Source organism: Actinacidiphila rubida, assembly GCF_900110255.1.
Taxonomy (GTDB): Bacteria; Actinomycetota; Actinomycetes; order Streptomycetales; family Streptomycetaceae; genus Actinacidiphila; species Actinacidiphila rubida.
The window spans coordinates 294,922-311,701 of record NZ_FODD01000001.1 but is presented as its reverse complement, the minus strand read 5'-3'; the positions used below and the strand labels follow the sequence as shown (position 1 = coordinate 311,701).

The 16,780-nt window shown below is 73.7% G+C and carries 11 protein-coding genes; 3 read left to right on the top strand and 8 right to left on the bottom strand.

The genetic code is table 11. The annotated features are described in order from the left end of the window. Positions 1–37 precede the first annotated feature (37 nt). The gene (locus tag BMW99_RS01360) at positions 38–880 is read left to right on the top strand and encodes a DMT family transporter (protein ID WP_075016067.1); all 843 of its coding nucleotides are present in this window, start codon (positions 38–40) and stop codon (positions 878–880) included. A 230-nt stretch (positions 881–1,110) separates the two neighbouring features. On the opposite strand, the gene BMW99_RS01355 is transcribed toward BMW99_RS01360, so the two are convergent. From BMW99_RS01355 to BMW99_RS01340, 4 genes are all read right to left on the bottom strand, one after another. Further along, positions 1,111–1,923 (bottom strand): SDR family NAD(P)-dependent oxidoreductase, encoded by an 813-nt coding sequence (locus tag BMW99_RS01355; protein ID WP_069464953.1) that lies wholly within the window; start codon positions 1,921–1,923, stop codon positions 1,111–1,113. Positions 1,924–1,927: 4 nt separating this feature from the next. Further along, a complete protein-coding gene (locus BMW99_RS01350; protein ID WP_069464952.1) occupies positions 1,928–3,112 on the bottom strand; it encodes a serine hydrolase domain-containing protein in 1,185 nt (394 codons plus the stop codon). A gap of 265 nt (positions 3,113–3,377) precedes the next feature. Then, complete coding sequence (locus BMW99_RS01345; RefSeq protein WP_069464951.1) at positions 3,378–5,162, bottom strand: glycoside hydrolase family 6 protein; 1,785 nt, start codon at positions 5,160–5,162, stop codon at positions 3,378–3,380. A gap of 275 nt (positions 5,163–5,437) precedes the next feature. Further along, positions 5,438–7,114, bottom strand: a complete 1,677-nt coding sequence (locus tag BMW99_RS01340) for an FAD-binding dehydrogenase (RefSeq protein ID WP_069464950.1) — start codon at positions 7,112–7,114, stop codon at positions 5,438–5,440. A 178-nt stretch (positions 7,115–7,292) separates the two neighbouring features. On the opposite strand from BMW99_RS01340, the gene gltX reads away from it, so the two are divergent. Next, entirely contained in the window at positions 7,293–8,672 is a 1,380-nt protein-coding gene (gene gltX, locus BMW99_RS01335; RefSeq protein ID WP_245791131.1) for a glutamate--tRNA ligase, read from the top strand. Positions 8,673–9,068: 396 nt separating this feature from the next. Continuing rightward, complete coding sequence (locus BMW99_RS01330; protein ID WP_075016065.1) at positions 9,069–12,827, top strand: S41 family peptidase; 3,759 nt, start codon at positions 9,069–9,071, stop codon at positions 12,825–12,827. Between the two features lie 153 nt (positions 12,828–12,980). Here BMW99_RS01330 and BMW99_RS01325 read toward each other — a convergent pair whose 3' ends face one another. The 4 genes from BMW99_RS01325 to BMW99_RS01310 all read right to left on the bottom strand — a co-directional run bounded on the left by BMW99_RS01325 (position 12,981) and on the right by BMW99_RS01310 (position 16,669). Beyond that, positions 12,981–13,202 carry a hypothetical protein gene (locus BMW99_RS01325; RefSeq protein WP_069463142.1) on the bottom strand — a complete coding sequence of 74 codons (222 nt, stop codon included), beginning with the start codon at positions 13,200–13,202 and terminating at the stop codon, positions 12,981–12,983. 106 nt (positions 13,203–13,308) lie between these two features. Then, positions 13,309–14,211, bottom strand: coding sequence for an SDR family oxidoreductase (locus BMW99_RS01320; RefSeq protein ID WP_069463143.1), 903 nt, complete (start codon positions 14,209–14,211; stop codon positions 13,309–13,311). Then, positions 14,208–15,167, bottom strand: coding sequence for an alpha/beta fold hydrolase (locus BMW99_RS01315; protein WP_069463144.1), 960 nt, complete (start codon positions 15,165–15,167; stop codon positions 14,208–14,210). Before BMW99_RS01315 ends, BMW99_RS01320 begins: the two co-directional genes overlap by 4 nt. Beyond that, positions 15,164–16,669 (bottom strand): flavin-containing monooxygenase, encoded by a 1,506-nt coding sequence (locus tag BMW99_RS01310; RefSeq protein WP_069463145.1) that lies wholly within the window; start codon positions 16,667–16,669, stop codon positions 15,164–15,166. The genes BMW99_RS01315 and BMW99_RS01310 overlap by 4 nt, the downstream gene beginning before the upstream one ends. Between the last annotated feature and the right edge of the window lie 111 nt (positions 16,670–16,780).

Genomic DNA, 16,780 nt, shown 5'->3' with positions numbered 1-16,780 from the left:
TGAGGCAGCGCACCACCGTACGAGGACGGCGACCGGCATGACCCCGGTCGTCGTCCTCGCCGTCCTCACCGCCGCGGTCACCCACGCGGTGTGGAACGCCATCGCGCACCGCATCAAGGACCAGCTCCTCACCTTCACCCTCGTCGGCGGGGGCGGGGCGCTGTGCGCGGCGCTGATCGCGCCGTTCGCCGCGTCCCCGCGCTCCGGCGCGTGGCCGTACCTGGCCGCGTCGGTGGCGATCCACCTGGCCTACCAGTACCTGCTGATGCGGTCGTTCTCGCTCGGCGAGTTCGGGCAGGTCTACCCGGTGGCGCGCGGGGTCGCGCCGCTGGCGGTGACGGTGCTGGCCGCGGTGTTCGTCTCCGAGCGGCCCGACGGCTGGCAGACCGCCGGGGTCGCGGTGGCGTCCGCGGGGCTCGGCGGCGTCGCCCTGTGGGGGCTGCGCGGCCGCCGCCCCAACTGGCCCGCGCTGGCGGCCGCGGTGGGCACCGGCCTGACGATCGCCGGGTACACCGTGGTCGACGGCGTGGGTGTGCGCGCGTCCGGCTCCGCCGCGGGCTACATCACCTGGCTGATGCTGATGCAGGGCGCGGCCGTGCCGTTCGTCGCGGCCGCCTCCCGCCGGCCCGGCCTCCTGGCCGCGCTGCGCCCGGTGGCGGCCCGCGGGCTGCTGGCCGGCGCGCTGTCCACGGCCGCGTACGGCCTCGTGGTGTGGGCGCAGACCCGCGCGCCCCTCGCCCCGGTCGCAGCGCTGCGCGAGACGTCGATCATCGCCGGCGCCGCCATCGGCACGCTCGTCTTCAACGAGCGCTTCGGACGGCCGCGGCTGATCGCCGCCGCCCTGGTCGTCTCCGGCATCACGCTGATGCTCACCGGCTGAAGCCGCACCCCACCCGTTCCCGCCCCCACCGACGACCGGCCCCGGCCGGCGCAGGCGGAGGCGCAGACCCCCGGCCCTGGGCTGGGCGCCGCGCCCGCCCGACGCCGGACGCCGCGGGGACGACGGGACCGCTGGGAAGCGGTCAGGCGCGCGCGGGCCCGCCCGCTGCTCGGGCGAGGAGAAGCGGGCGAGCCGCACCCCGGGGAAACGGCCGCGGCTCCGAGAAGGGGTCAGGCGTGGGCGGGGTCGCCGTCCGCGATCTCCGCGGCGAGCGCGTCGGTGAAGCCCGTGTTGGAGCCGAGGATGCCGCCCTCGACGGGAAGGGTGACGCCGGTGATCCACGCGGCGTCGGTGGAGGCGAGGAACGCGACCGCCGCGGCGATGTCGGAGGGCTCGCCGACCCGGCCCAGCGGGTAGGCGCGGGCGGCCGCCGCCAGCGTGGCCTCGCGGCCGTCCCACACGGGGGTGCGGATCGTGCCGGGCGCCACCATGTTGGCCCGCACGCCCAGCGGCGCCGCCTCCTGCGCCAGGCTCCGGGTCAGCGAGACCAGCCCGGCCTTGGCCGCGCTGTAGGCCGCGTTGCCGAAGTACGAAAGCCCGTTCACCGAGCCGATGTTGACGATCGCACCGCGCCGGTCCCGGGCCTTCGCCAGGTGCGGCAGCGCGGCCCGCGCACAGCGCATCGCGCCGATGAGGCAGACGTCGAGGTCGCGCGCCCAGTCCTCGTCGCGCTCCTCGGTGAAGTCGTCGCGGTGGTCGCTGCACGCGTACGCGTTGTTGACCAGCACGTCCAGCGAGCCGAACGCGGCCGCCGCCTGCGCCACCGCCGCGTCGACCGACACCCGGTCGGTGACGTCGCACACCGCGTGCTCGGCCCGGCCGCCGCCGGCCCGGATCGACGCGGCCGTGCGCGCGCCCGACTCCCCGTCCACGTCGGCGATGAGCACGCCGGCGCCCTCCGCGGCGAACCGCCGTGCGGTCGCCTCCCCGATCCCGCGGGCTCCGCCCGTGACCACCACGCCGTACGTCTCGAAGCGCTCCATCGGGTCAGGTTAGGCAGTCCCGAACGGCCCTGACCAGAGCCTGGGCGCGGGGGTCGGCGGTGACGTTCTTCTGCATGCCGTTGGTGACGTAGCCGAAGCCGAGGGCGTGCTCGGGGTCGGCGAACGCGAGCGAGCCGCCGCGGCCGGGGTGCCCGAAGGAGCCGGGGCCCAGCAGCGGTGACGCGCCGCTGTGCAGCATGTACCCGAGTCCGAAGCGGGTGCTGACGACCAGCACCCGGTCGGGCCCGTCGGACCGCACGGCGCGCGCGGCTTCGACGGTGCCCGGCTCCAGCAGCCGCCGGCCGCCCTCCACGTCGCCGACGAACGCGGCGTAGCAGCGGGCCAGCGCGCGGGCGGTCGCGATACCGCCGGACGCGGCGAGTTCGCCGGCCCGGTAGGCGGGGCTGTTCTCGTCGGGCAGCGGGGTGATCGCGCCGAACGCGCGCCGCGTCAGCGACCCGGGGTCGGCGTAGGCGTCGTGCACGGACTGCTTGGGGCGGGCCCGCATGATGCCGGAGGACGCGGGTTCCGGCTGGGCGGTCTCGCCTATGCGGCCGACCCGGTGCTGCTCGCCCGGGGGCAGTCCCGTCCACAGGTCGAGGCCGAGCGGTCCGGCGATCTCGTCGGCGAGGAAGCGGCCCAGGGTGCGGCCGCTGACCCGCAGCACGAGCTCGCCGAGCAGCCAGCTGTAGGTCTGGGCGTGGTAGCCGTGCGCCTCGCCCGGCGGGAACTGCGGGGCCTGCGCGGCGACCGCCCGCGGCCCCGACACCCCGTCCAGCGCCTGCGCGGGCGTCAGCGGCACGTCGAGCGCGGGGACGCCGGCCCGGTGCGCGAGCACGTCCCCCACCCGGACGCGGTCCTTGCCGTGCGCCTTGAACTCCGGCCAGTACGCGGCGACGGGGGCGTCGAGGTCGAGCTGCCCGCGCTGGTGGAGCAGCAGCACGCAGGCGGCGGCGATGCCCTTGGTGGCCGACCGTACGGTCTGCGCGGTGTCCCGCTCCCACGGCTTGCCCGCGGGTCCGCCGTCGAAGTCGCGGGTGCCGCCCCACAGGTCCGCCACCACGCGCCCGTCGTGGTGGACGGCGACGGCGGCGCCCTGGTCCCCGCGGCGCGCGAAGTTCTGCGCGAAGACGTCGCGTACCGGTTCCCAGCCGTCCGCGACCGTCCCGTGGACGTCCCCGATGCCCATGAGCGGCGCCTCCCGATGTGTGTTCCCGTACCCGCCAGGACCGTGCGCGGGCCGGCCGCACACCCCGCCTGACCGCGGTGCTCCCTTACGCCCTCCATGGTGCACGACGCCCCCGACGGCCGGTCGGGGGCCCTGTGGACAACTCTCCTCGCACGGCCGCTGACGTGCGGCGGGCCCGTTCCGGGACCGCGGTCCTGGTCGTGGCGACCAGGGCGCGGCCCCGTCACGGGCCCGGTGGGGGGATCCGCTGTCAGTCCTGCGGGTGCTACGACAGCGGCGGGTACGCGTTCTGGATCAGCTGGTGGAACTCGGCCGAGAACCAGTGGCCGGCCAGCGGCGAGTTGGGCAGCGCGCCCGTCGGGTTGTTGCCGTTGCGCGCGTTGCCACCGTAGGTGGGGTCGCACATCTGGTCGAAGCCCTTGCCCTCGTCGTTGGAGATGGCCGAGCTCGACCCGTCCGACTCACCCGGGGGCTTGATCCACACGTAGGCGTCGATGTTCGCCGAGGGCGCCGCGGTCGGGCGGGCCCCGATGCCCGCGCCGGACTGGTTGCACCAGTTGCCGGCGTGGATGCGGCGGTCGATGCGGCCGCCGTCGACGTACGTGTCGACGCTGGTCGTCGCGCCCGGGCCGGTGGGACGCGCGGTGCCGCCCCAGCCGTTGCGGCCGGTGTCGATCAGCATGCCGATGCTGGACGGGAAGCCGTCCGAGATCAGCTGGTTGCGCAGGCCCGTGGCGTAGGACTGCTCGTCGACGTAGTTGTTCCAGTCCACCCACTTGGACTGGCGCACCGTGGTGCCGTTGACGTTGTCCGTCACCTTGAAGTTGGGCTCCACCGTCGCGCTGTAGTTCGCGGTGTTGGTGATGAAGCCCTGGACATCACCCAGGGAGGCGCCGTTGGTGGTCGCCACCTTGTAGAACTCCTGGGCGGACGGGCCGAGGTTGCTGTCCCAGCCGAGCCAGGCGTGGTGGCCGGCGTCGATGTAGTTGTAGGTGTTCGACAGCGCGCCGAGCTTGGACAGCGCGTAGCTGACGCCCTTCTCGTAGTTGCCGTTCGCCTTCATCGTCGCGCAGGCGTCCGTCGAACCGGCGGTGCCGCCCGCGTTGGTGACGAGGTTGGGCAGCGAGTCGGGCTCGATGATGTTGACGATCCGCAGGCTCGCGTACTTCGCATCCGACATGATCGACGCGATCGGGTCGATGTACTGCGTCTCGTACTTGTCGATGTCCGTCGGACCCAGTTCACCGTTGGACGCCAGGGCGGCGCAGTCGCGGCCGGGCAGGTCGTAGATGACGAACTCGACGGTCAGCGGCTGTCCCGCGGCCTGCGTCACGGCGGCGTCCAGGTGGGCCTTGAGGCCCATGGCGCCGTTCGCACCGTTGATCGCGGCGATCCGGTCCAGCCAGACGGCCGTCGACTGGTTGGCGATCGACTGGCCGCCGTCGGCCGCGGCCTCCGCGGACCACTCGGAGTTGACGTAGCCCTTGGCGCCGACGTACGGGTTGTCGAGCTTCGTGCCGGGCGGCGGGCTGGTGGGGGGAGTGGTCGGCGGCGTCGTGGGCGGCGTGGTCGGCGGGGTGGTTCCGCCGCCGGTGGTGCCGCCGGTCGTACCGCCGGAGGTGCCGGAGCCGCCGCAGGCCACGCCGTTGAGCGTGAAGGCGGTCGGCGACGCGTTGGTGCCGCTGTAGGAGGCGTTGAAGCCGAAGTTGGCCGTGCCGCCGGTCGCGATCGCGCCGTTGTAGCCCATGTCCTTGGCGGTGACCGCCTGGCCGGACTGGGTGATGGTGGCGTTCCAGCCCTGGGTGACCTGCTGGTTTCCGGCGAAGGACCAGCCGAGGGTCCATGCGGTGAGTGCGGGGCCGGTGTTGGTGACGGTGATCTGCGCGGTGAACCCGCTGTCCCACTGGTTCACGGTGTAGTTCACCGAGCAGCCGGCCGAGGCGGCCGATGCGCTGGTGCTCATCGCAGCGGCCACTGCGCCGGAGGCGACGACGAGCGCGCCTGCCGCCGCAAGCGCGGCCGTTCTGCGTCGGACTGTCGGAACTGCCATGTGCGAACAACCTCCATATGGGGGGTGGACCGTCGAAACCAGTTCGAGAGGTCAAGGGAGGTGGTGCGGTGATTCATGGTCCGGTTACACGCTCTTAACGTGGGAGCGCTCCCATAGTGGGGAGCTGCCCTGCCCCTGTCAATGCTTGAAGCACGACGAGCGGCGAGCCCGCACGCGGGACGTACCGCAACCGAACTGACGATCCGTCAGTCCGGTTGCGGTGAACGCGTGGTGGCCGTACGCGGAACCTGCGGCGGGGCCTGCCCCGCCGTGCCCTACGCCGTCGCCTTCGCCGCGGCGCGGCCCGCCGCGCGGCCGGAGAAGATGCAGCCGCCGAGGAACGTCCCCTCCAGCGACCGGTATCCGTGCATGCCGCCGCCGCCGAAGCCGGCCGCCTCGCCCGCCGCGTACAGCCCGGGCAGCGGTTCGCCGCGCGTCTCGCCGGCGCCCGGCGCCGGGGTGAGGACGCGCGCGTCGAGGTCGGTCTCCAGCCCGCCGAGCGACTTGCGGGTGAGGATGTTGAGCCGCACCGCGATCAGCGGGCCCGCCTTGGGGTCGAGCAGCCGGTGCGGCGACGCGGTGCGGATCAGCTTGTCACCCAGGTAGTTGCGGGCACCGCGGATCGCGGTCACCTGGAGGTCCTTGGTGTAGGTGTTGGCGATCTCGCGGTCGCGCGCCTCGATCTCGCGCCGCAGTTCGGCCTCGTCGATCAGCCCCTCACCGGTCAGCGCGTTCATCCCCTTGACCAGCGCGCCCAGTTCGGACTCGACGACGAAGTCGGCGCCGTTCCGCTTGAACGCCTCGACCGGTCCGGGCGCCCCGGGCAGCGCGCGCTTGAGCACCTCGCGCACGCTCCGGCCCGTCAGGTCCGGGTTCTGCTCGGAGCCCGACAGCGCGAACTCCTTCTCGATGATCTTCTGGGTGAGGACGAACCAGGTGTACTCGTGCCCGGTGCCCATGATGTGGGCGAGCGTGCCGAGGGTGTCGAAGCCCGGGAAGTACGGCACGGGCAGCCGCCGGCCGGTCGCGTCCAGCCACAGCGACGAGGGCCCGGGCAGGATGCGGATGCCGTGCCGGGCCCAGATCGGGTTCCAGTTCTCGATGCCCTCGGTGTAGTGCCACATCCGGTCGCCGTTGATCAGCCCGGCGCCCGCGGACTCGGCGACGCCGAGCATCAGCCCGTCCACGTGCGCCGGCACGCCCGACAGCAGCTTCCGCGGCGGCGTGCCGAGCCGCTCGGGCCACGCCGCCCGCACCAGCTCGTGGTTGCCGCCGATGCCTCCGGAAGTGACCACCACCGCCTGCGCCCTGATGCTGAACTCGCCGGCCGTCTCGCGCGAACTCGCCTCGCCGCGGGCGGCGTCGCTGGGCACCAGCACCTCGCCGCTGACCCCGTCCACGGTGCCGCCCGTCACGGTCAACGCGGTCACCCGGTGCCGGAAGCGCAACTCGACCCGGCCGGCCGCGACCGCGTCGCGCACCCGCTGCGCGAACGGCGCGACGACACCGGGGCCGGTGCCCCAGGTGATGTGGAAGCGCGGCACCGAGTTGCCCGGTCCCGTCGCGAGGAACCCGCCGCGCTCGGCCCAGCCGACGACCGGGAACATGCGTATGCCGCGCTCGCGCAGCCACGCCCGCTTCTCCCCCGCCGCGAAGTGCACGTAGGCCTCGGCCCAGCGGCGCGGCCAGTGGTCCTCGGGGCGGTCGAAGCCCGCGGTGCCCATCCAGTCCTGGAGCGCCAGGTCGGCGCTGTCCTTGATCCGCATCCGGCGCTGCTCGGGAGAGTCGACGAAGAACAGCCCGCCGAACGACCAGAACGCCTGACCGCCCAGGGACGCCTCGGGCTCCTGGTCGACCAGGATCACCTTCCGCCCCGCCTCGGCCAGTTCGGCGGTCGCGACCAGCCCTGCCAGCCCGCCTCCCACCACCACGACGTCCGCGTCCAGCGCCATCGGCCCGCTCCCGTCCCACTGACAGCCCCACCGGTGGCTACTCACCGGTACGTGTGCGGAGCACGTTACGCGAAGCGGCCCCGCCGGTCATGGGGGCGGGCACCGGCACCCCGCCGATAGGCTGGGCCGCATGTCTGATGCCGCGCCCCGCGTCCGCTTCGCACCGTCCCCGACCGGCATGTTCCACGTCGGCGGCGCCCGTTCCGCCCTCTACAACTGGGCGGTGGCGCGCCAGTCCGGCGGCACCTTCGTGCTGCGCATCGAGGACACCGACGCGGCCCGCAACAAGCCCGAGTGGATCGACGGCATCATCAGTGCGCTCGCCGCGATCGGCATCTCCCAGGCCGATCCGCACTTCGAGGGCCCGTACTTCCAGTCCGCGAACGCCGGCCGGCACGGCGAGGCGGCGCTGAAGCTGCACGCGGAGGGCAAGGCGTACTACTGCGACTGCACCCGCGAGCAGCTCGCCGAGCGCACCGGCTCCCAGCAGCTGGGCTACGACGGCTTCTGCCGCGACCGCGGCCTGGCGTACGAGCCGGGGCGCGCGCTGCGGTTCCGCACGCCGGACGAGGGCGAGACGGTCGTGGTGGACCTGATCCGCGGCGAGCCGGCGTTCCCCAACAGCGCGATCGAGGACTTCGTGATCGCGCGCGGCGACGGCTCCCCGGTGTTCCTGCTCGCCAACGTCGTCGACGACCTGGACGAGGGCATCACGGAGGTGATCCGCGCCGAGGAGCACCTGTCCAACACGCCGAAGCAGCAGCTGCTGTGGCAGGCGCTGGGCGCGGTCCCGCCGGTGTGGGCGCACATGCCGGTGATCGTCAACGAGAAGCGGCAGAAGCTCTCCAAGCGCCGCGACAAGGTCGCGCTGGAGGACTACCTCGCCGAGGGCTACCTGCCGCAGGCCATGGTCAACTACCTGATGCTGCTGGGCTGGGGTCCCGGCGACGACCGCGAGATCATGCCGTACGAGGAGCTGGAGCGGCTGTTCCGGATCGAGGACGTCAACGGCTCGTCGGCGTTCTTCGACCTCAAGAAGCTCACCGCGTTCAACGGCGAGTACATCCGCGCCCTGCCGCTCGACGACTTCATCGCCGAGTGCACGCCGTGGCTGACCGCGCCGCACGCCCCGTGGGCGCCGGAGTCCTACGACCCGGACGTCTTCGCCGCGGTGGCGCCGCTGGCGCAGACGCGGCTGGCGGTCATGTCGGAGATCACCCCGAACGTCGACTTCCTCTTCCTGGACGCGCCCGCCCGCGACGACGCGTCGTGGGCGAAGGCGATGAAGCCCGGCGCGGCGGAGCTGCTGCGCGACGCGTCTGCGGCGCTGACGGTCGCGCAGTGGGAGGCCGAGCCGCTGAAGGCCGCGCTGGAGGCGGTGGCCGAGGCGCACGGGCTCAAGCTGGGCAAGGCCCAGGCGCCGGTGCGGGTTGCGGTCACCGGCCGCACCGTCGGCCTGCCGCTGTTCGAGTCGCTGGTCGCGCTCGGCCGGGAGCGGACGCTGGCGCGGCTCGCGGCCGCGGAGGAGCGGCTGGCGCGGGAGGCCGGCGCGGCCTGAGCCCCGGATCGGGCGGCAGCCAGGCACAGCGCCGGCGCACCGCCTGGCTGCCGTAGCGCATCACCGCGTGGCCGCCTCACTGCCTCACCACCTTGCCGCCACATCGCCTAGCTGCCTCACCACCTCACCACCTGACCAGTGAACCCCCTCTCCGGGGCTGGGCGTCCCGCGTGGTCCGAGCCGCCGGGGCCCGGCGTGGCTTGCGGGCTCCGCGCCCTGACTGGGCCCTCCGGGTGGCTCCGGCGGCCGGGGACCCGTCACGGCGGGGCCCGGGAGGTTCGCGGTGCCGCCGGGACGGGCGGGACCGCAGGCCAGGGGCGCACGGGCGGCGGAACGGAGTGCGGCGGGGGCGCAAGCCGGCCGGAAAAGTTGCTGGGCCTGCGGGCGCCCCGAACCATGGGAGGGGTGAGCGATGGCGCGTACCTCCGGTTCCCGCACCTGAACGGCGAGCTTGTGTGCTTCGCCGCCGAGGACGACATCTGGACGGCTCCGCTGGGCACGCCCGGCGGGTCCCCCGGTCGCGCGTGGCGGGTGACCGCCGACCGCACCCGGGTCGGGCCGCCGCGCTTCTCCCCCGACGGCACCACGATCGCGTTCACCAACTGGCGCAGTCTCGACCCCGAGGTGTACCTCGTCCCGGTGGACGGCGGCGCCGCGCGCCGGCTGACGTACTGGGGCAGCAGCGACACCCGGGTGTGCTCGTGGACGCCGGACGGGCAGGTCCTCGCGGTGTCCTCGCACGGCAAGCCGTTCGCGTACCACACGTGGGCCTACAGCGTGCCTGTCGAGTACGGGCCGGGCGGCCCGCTGCCCTGGGGCCCGGTGTCCGACATCGCCGTGCAGGACCGGGCGTGCGCCGAGGGCGGCGGCACCGAGCGCCGCACGCTGCTGCTGACCGGCACGCCGCCGCACGAGCCGTACGCGTGGAAGCGGTACCGCGGCGGCGCCACCGGCCGGCTGTGGCTGCACGGCGAGCGGCTGGTCCCCGGCATCGACGGGCACCTGTCGTCGCCGATGTTCGTCCGGGGGCGGATCGCGTTCCTCTCCGACCACGAGGGCGTCGGCAACCTGTACTCGTGCGCACCCGACGGCGGTGACCTGCGCCGTCACACCGACCACGCCGACTTCTACGCCCGCAGCGCCGCCACCGACGGCGAGCGCGTGGTGTACCAGTGCGCGGGTGACCTGTGGCTGGTCGAGGACCTGGCCGCGGCGGACGCGCGGCCGCGCCGCCTCGACATCCGGCTGGGCGGCCAGCGCAGCGGCCGCCGCCCCTACCAGGTGCCGGCCGCCTCGAACCTCGACGGGCTGGCCACCGACGAGACCGGCCGGGCCAGTGCGGTGTGCGTGCGCGGCAGCCTGTACTGGCTCACCCACCGCGACGGCCCGGCGCGCACCATCGCCGACGAGCCGGGCGCACGGGTGCGGCTGCCCGTGATGCTCGGCGACACGGGCGTCGTCGCGTACGTCACGGACGCGGAGGGCGAGGACGGCATCGAGCTGGCGCCGCTGCCAGGCCGCGCGGCACGGGCGCTGACCCGGGAGCGGGACCTGCTGGACGACCCGATCGAGGCCGCCACCGCGGCCGCCGAAGCAGCCGCGGGCGGGGCCGGGCAGGGTGCGGTGCCCGCGGGGGTGCGCCGGGGCTCCACCCGGTGGACGGGCCAGGACGCGCTGGAGGCCGCGGTCGAGGAGGCCGTCGGCGAGGAGATCGTGGTCGAGGAGGCGGTCTCGGGCGAGGGCGGCCCGCAGCGCTCGGCGCCCGGGCCGGAACTGCTGGTCGAGGGCGCGGGCGCGCCGGAGGACGGCGGCGCCGGGGCGGGCGTGGGGCCGCCCGGCGGCGCGTCCGGCGCGGGCGGTGCGGGACTGGCCGCCGGCGGTGTGCGGGACGTGGACGACCTGCGGGTCCGGCTGGCCGTCGCACGCATAGGGCGCGTCCTGGAGATGGCGTCCTCGCCGGACGGCAGCACCCTCGCGGTCGCCGCGCACGACGGGCGGCTGCTGCTGGTGGCGACGGGCGTCGACGACGAGGGTGACGGCGGTATGGCCGGCGGATCGTCGGACGATACGGATGACACGGACGACGCGGACGACGCGGGTGACTTCGGCGGCGCCGGGTCGACGAACGGCCGGGGCCGGCCGGCCCGCGCGGCGGGCACCGTCGAGGAGCTGATCCGCTCCACCAACGGCCCGGTGCGCGACCTGGCGTTCTCCCCCGACTCCGCGTGGCTGACGTGGTCGCACCCAGGCGTGGGCCGCTCGCTGCGCTCGGTGAAGATCGCCCGGTTGTCCGACCACACGATCATCGACGTCACCAACGGCCGTTTCGAGGACGAGCAGCCGGTGTTCACGCGCGACGGCCGCTACCTGGCGTTCCTGTCGTGGCGCGGCTTCGACCCGGTGTACGACGTGCACACCGGCGACCTGTCGTTCCCGCTGGGCTGCCGCCCCTACCTCGTGCCCCTGAACTCCGCGACGCCGTCGCCGTTCGCCCTGCGCGTCGAGGGCAGCCCGGTGGGCTCCGGTCTCGACCCGGGCGAGGCCGCCGGCGACGGCCCGGTCGTCGTCGAGGCCGAGGGCCTGGCGAACCGGGTGACGCCGTTCCCGGTGGCGGCGTCGAAGTACTCGTCGCTGGAACCGGTGCAGGGCGGCCTGGTGTGGTTGCGCTGGCCCATCTCCGGCGCCCTGGGCGAGACGTTCGTCAACCCCGCCGACCCGTCCGCGCGGCCGACGCTGGAGTACTTCAACCTCGGCAAGTCCAAGCGCACCGAACTGGTCCACCACATGGACTGGTACGCGGTGAGCGGCGACGGCCGGCGCCTGGCGGTGTACGACGAGGGCGAGTTGGCGGTGCTGCCGGCCAACGAGCGCGGCGACGACGACTCGACCGTCTACGTCGACATGCGCCGCATCCTGCACGAGGTGCTGCCGGAGGCCGAGTGGCGGCAGTCCTACGCCGAGGCCGGCCGGCTGATCCGCGACTACTTCTGGGCGCCCGACATGTGCGGCGTGGACTGGCCGGCGATCCTCGACCAGTACCGGCCGCTCGTCGAACGCGTCAGCACCCCCGACGAGTTCGCGGACCTGCTGCGCGAGGTCCTGGGCGAACTCGGCACCTCGCACGCCTACGTGCAGCCGGCCCGCCGCAACGAGGGGCCGCCGCACTACCAGCGGCCGATCGGCCTGCTCGGCGCGGACTTCCAGCACAACAAGGACGGCACCTGGTCGCTGCTGCGGATCCTGCCCGGCGAGTCCTCGGACTCCAAGGCCCGTTCACCGCTGGCCGGTACGGGCATCCGGGAGGGCGCGATCCTCACGCACGTCGACGGCCGGCCCGTCGACCCGCACGCCGGCCCCTACCCGCTGCTGTCGGGCGCCGGCGGCACCACCGTGGAGCTGACGTTCGCGCCGTCGAGCGGCCGGGGCGGGCCGCGCCGGATCGCCGTCGTCCCGCTGATCGACGACCGGCCGCTGCGCTACCAGCACTGGGTGGCCCGCCGCCGCAGGGTGGTGCGCAGGCTCAGCGGCGGCCGCTGCGGCTACCTGCACATCCCCGACCTCGGAGGCTCCGGCTGGGCGCAGTTCAACCGCGACCTGCGCAAGGAGGTCGCGTACGACGCGCTGCTGGTGGACGTGCGCGGCAACGCCGGAGGCAACATCAGCGAACTCGTCATCGAGAAGCTGACCCGCACCGTCCTCGGCTGGGACCTCACCCGCAACGCGCAGCCCGTCAGTTACGCGAGCAGCGCGCCGCGCGGGCCGATCGTCGCGATCGCCGACGAGGCCACGTCGTCCGACGGCGACATGATCACCGCGGCCTTCAAACTCCTGGGCCTGGGACCGGTGGTGGGGCTGCGCACCTGGGGCGGCGTCGTCGGCATGACCGGACGGCACCGGCTCGGCGACAACACCGTCATCACCGTGCCGATGAACGCCGCCTGGTTCGACGCCTACGGCTGGTCCGTGGAGAACCACGGCGTCTCTCCCGACATCGAGTGCCTGCGCACCCCCGTCGACTGGGCCGAGGGCCGTCACGGCCAACTGGCCGTGGCCGTCCGCACCGCGCTCAACCTGCTCGAGGAGCACCCGGCCGCGGTCCCGCCCGACCTGTCGTCGCGCCCCAGCCGCGCCCGTCCCCAACTGCCGCCGCGCTGAGGGGCGAAGGGCCGCGCAGCAGCCAGGTGCCGCGAGAGCGACTCGCCCGGGGACAGAAGAAGGGGCACCCGTTGCGGGGTGCCCCTTCAGTGTCACTGCGTCCGGCTGGGGCGCGAACGCCCTTGCCGGCGGCGACCGTTCAAGTCAGGCCGTTCAGGCCCAGTCCTGCTCTTCCTCGGCGTCGCGGTCCATGCGGTCACGCGCACGGTCCTCGAACTCGGAGCCGCGCTGCTGCGCGTCACGCTGCGCACCGCCGCGCTCCATCGGCTCCTGGCGCTGGGGGTTGGCGGACTTGTCGCGCTTGTTGCCTGCAGCGCTCCGGGCCTTCTCCTCGTACTGGGTGGCCTGGTCCTTGAACTGATCGAAAGCGCCCATGGTTACTCCTCCTGGAGTGTGTCGGAATGGGGCCTCGACAAGACTTACACGGCCGGACACAGGCCGCATCCTGGGACAATAACCCCAGGTCAGCGTGTGGTTACTGTCACGGTGTGTGATCGATCGATGATCGCTCGGCCTCGTCGGCCGCGCCGCCGCGCCCCACCAGGCCCCTGCGGACACCGCCGTTGCGCACCAGCGCCGGTTCCACGCGCCGCATTTCGCGGCGGCCGAGGGCGCCGCCGAGCAGCGACGGAAGGTAGCCGCGCACCGGCTGCATCCCGCGCAGCCACCACTGCGCGTACACGTGCGCGGAGCGGCGTTCGATGCCGGCGACGAGCCGGTCGACGGCGGGCTCCAGCGGGTAGGTGCGGTTGGCCGGCCACGGCAGCCGTGCCCGCATCGCGCGCAGTGCCTCGTCCTCGTCGGCGCCGCGCACCATGTCGGTGTCGGTCCAGCTGAGGTAGCCGACGCCCACCCCCACGCCCTTGTGGCCGAGTTCGGCCCGCAGGCTGTGCGCGAACGCCTCCACGCCCGACTTGCTCGCGCAGTACGCGGCCATCATCGGCGCGGGCGTGATCGCGGCGAGCGAGGCGATCTGCAGCAGGTAGCCGCGCGAGTCGACCAGTGCCGGCAGGAACGCCCGGGCGGTGGCGACGCTGCCCAGCAGGTTGACCTGGATCACCCGGTCGAACGCGTCGGGGTCGGAGTCCAGGAACGGACCGCCGGTGGCCACACCGGCGTTGGCCACGACGACGTCGATCCGCCCGAAGTGCGCCCGCACGTCGGCGGCGACCGCGGCCATCGCGGTGCGGTCGGTGACGTCGGCGGTCCAGTGGGCGGCGTCGCCGGGCAGCGACTGCGCGACCTGCTTCAACGCGTCGGGCTCCAGGCCCACGAGTGCCAGGCGGGCCCCGCGTGCGGCCAGCTTGCGGGCCACCATCTCGCCCACGCCGCGCGCCGCACCGGTGACGACGGCCACCTGGCCGTCGAGCGATCGTGCGCTCATGCGCTCTCCTCCTCCTTCACCGACTCCTGCGCCGGCTCCTGCGGCTGCGCCGCGCCGGCGGGCGCCAGATGCTCCGCGACCAGTTCCCGGATGACGTGCTCCACGGAAACCGCGTCCTCGATGGGCGTCATGTGGCCGAGCCGCGGCAGTTCGGTCAGCGAGACCAGCCGGGGCAGGGCGGCCGCCATGCGGTGGGCGTGGCCCTTGGGGGTGAGTCGGTCGGCGGTGCCGACGACGATCGCGGTGGGCGCGTCGAGCGCGGCCAGTTCGCGGTCCAGGTCGAGCACGGCCAGCACCCGGCCCCACGCGGCACGCTGGCTCGCGCGGCAGGCGTGCACGATGCGCGCGGTGAACGCGACCTGCTCGGGTGTCGGCTCCGTGCCCAGCACGCCGTACTTGAGTGCCGCCTTCGACATCGGGGTCACCGGTCCGAGTGGCAGCCGGGACACGAGCAGTTGACGGTGGAAGAAGCGCCGCAGGCCCTTGGACCGGACCTTCGGCGGCAGCACCTCGGTGCTGCCGAGCAGCTGCCCGCTGCCGGTGCTGGCCAGCAGCACCGCGGCGGTCCTGCCGCGCACCGACGCCCGCCCGGACGCCGCCATGATCGTCATACCGCCCATGGAGTGACCTGCGAGCACGGCCCGTTGACCGTCGGGGACGACGGTCTCCAGTACGGCTTGCAGATCATCGGCCAGTACGCCCGTGCCGTAACCCGTGCGGGTGGCCGGCGCGGCGCTGCGGCCGTGACCGCGCTGGTCGTAGGCGACGACGCGGTGGTCGGCGGCCAGCAGCCGCACGACGGGCGCCCAGAAGAGCGTCGAGCACGTCCAGCCGTGCGACAGTACGACCGTCGGACCGTCGGCCCGCCCGTACTCCTCGACGTGCAGTCGCGTTCCGTCCGCCGATACGACGGTGTGCTCGCGGCGCGGCCGCACGGCCTCGTAGGGGACGGTCATGACACGGCCTCCACCGAAAGCTCCGACGCGGCGACCGGCGCCAGCACCTCGTACTCCGACAGCCTCACCTCGCGCGTGGCCCGCCGGAACTCGGCGGTGGTGCCCGGCCAGGCGGTGGTGTTGCGCCCGTTGGCGTCCAGGTACCAGCTCTTGCAGCCGCCGGTGTTCCACACCGTGCGGGACGCGCGCCGCTCCATGTCGTCGCTCCACGCGGCGACGGCGGCGGGCTTGGCGTCCAGCGCGGCCGCGCCGGTGGCCGACAGCGCGCGCATGTAGGAGGCGACGTAGTTGAGCGACGACTCGATCATCAGGATCATCGAACTGTTCCCCAGGCCGGTGTTGGGGCCGATGATGAACAGCAGGTTCGGGAACCCGTCGACGCTGCAGCCGCGCAGCGCGGCCATGCCGTTCTTCCAGTGCTCGCTCAGGGCGCGGCCGTCCGCGCCGATCACCCGGTCGCCGATCGGCATGTCCGTGACGTGGAAGCCGGTGCCGAAGACGATCGCGTCGACCTCCCGCTCGGTGCCGTCCGCGGTGACGACCTTCGAGCCGCGCACCTCGCTGAGCGCCGACGTGACGACCTCGGTGTTGGGCTGCGACAGCGCCGGATAGTAGGTGTTGGACAGCAGGATGCGCTTGCAGCCGATGGTGTAGTCGGGCGTGAGGCGGGCCCGCAGCGCCGGGTCCTTCACCGACCGGCGCAGGTGGTTGCGGGCGATCCGCTCGGCCGCCTTCATCAGCTTCGGCCGCTTCACGAACGCGCCGACCTGGAACTCGCGGATCAGCCACAGCAGTCCGCGCCGCGCCTTCGCGGTGGCCGGCACGGTCCCGTGCAGCCAGCGCTCGGCGGCCCCGATCGGCCGGTCCATCCGCGGCATCACCCACGGCGGGGTGCGCTGGATGACGGTCAGCTGCGCGACCTCGGGCTGGATCGACGGCACGATCTGGATCGCGGAGGCGCCGGTGCCGACCATGGCCACACGCTTGCCCTTGAGGTCGAAGTCGTGCTCCCAGCGCGAGGAGTGGAAGACCCGGCCGGGGAAGTCCTCGATGCCGGGAACATCGGGGATCTTCGGGTCCGACAGCGGTCCGGTCGCGGACACGACGACGTCCGCGGTCAGTTCACCGGCCGCGGTCGTCAGATGCCAGTGCCGTGCCGCGTCGTCCCAGCGCGCCGTGAGCACCTCGGCGCCGAACCTCAGGTGCGGCCGCAGCCCGAAGGTGTCGGTGACCCGCTCCAGGTAGGCGCGGATGTGCTCCTGCCCGGAGAAGGCCCGCGGCCACTCGGGGTTGGGGGCGAACGAGAAGGAGTACAGGTGGGAGGGCACGTCGCAGGCGCAGCCGGGATAGCTGTTGTCCCGCCAGGTGCCGCCCACCGACTGGGCGCGTTCCAGGACCACGAAGTCGGTGATCCCCTCCCTGCGCAGTCTGACGGCGGCGCCCAGCCCGCCGAACCCTGACCCGATCACCGCCACCCGCACGTGTTCGAGGTCGCCGTCCATGGCACCGCCCTTCGACCGACTGACTGAAGCGTTTCGTTCACACGATCCGACAATCGCGCCAGCAATCACTGGCACGGTCGTACAGTCGGACTGTAGGGCACTGGAGTTACC

Bases quoted from the DNA above. Each gene is read 5' to 3' on its own strand.
- BMW99_RS01360 (WP_075016067.1), top strand. From the start codon at position 38: ATGACCCCGGTCGTCGTCCTCGCCGTCCTCACCGCCGCGGTCACCCAC.
- BMW99_RS01355 (WP_069464953.1), bottom strand. From the start codon at position 1,923: ATGGAGCGCTTCGAGACGTACGGCGTGGTGGTCACGGGCGGAGCCCGC.
- BMW99_RS01350 (WP_069464952.1), bottom strand. From the start codon at position 3,112: ATGGGCATCGGGGACGTCCACGGGACGGTCGCGGACGGCTGGGAACCG.
- BMW99_RS01345 (WP_069464951.1), bottom strand. From the start codon at position 5,162: ATGGCAGTTCCGACAGTCCGACGCAGAACGGCCGCGCTTGCGGCGGCA.
- BMW99_RS01340 (WP_069464950.1), bottom strand. From the start codon at position 7,114: ATGGCGCTGGACGCGGACGTCGTGGTGGTGGGAGGCGGGCTGGCAGGG.
- gltX (WP_245791131.1), top strand. From the start codon at position 7,293: ATGTTCCACGTCGGCGGCGCCCGTTCCGCCCTCTACAACTGGGCGGTG.
- BMW99_RS01330 (WP_075016065.1), top strand. From the start codon at position 9,069: ATGGGAGGGGTGAGCGATGGCGCGTACCTCCGGTTCCCGCACCTGAAC.
- BMW99_RS01325 (WP_069463142.1), bottom strand. From the start codon at position 13,202: ATGGGCGCTTTCGATCAGTTCAAGGACCAGGCCACCCAGTACGAGGAG.
- BMW99_RS01320 (WP_069463143.1), bottom strand. From the start codon at position 14,211: ATGAGCGCACGATCGCTCGACGGCCAGGTGGCCGTCGTCACCGGTGCG.
- BMW99_RS01315 (WP_069463144.1), bottom strand. From the start codon at position 15,167: ATGACCGTCCCCTACGAGGCCGTGCGGCCGCGCCGCGAGCACACCGTC.
- BMW99_RS01310 (WP_069463145.1), bottom strand. From the start codon at position 16,669: ATGGACGGCGACCTCGAACACGTGCGGGTGGCGGTGATCGGGTCAGGG.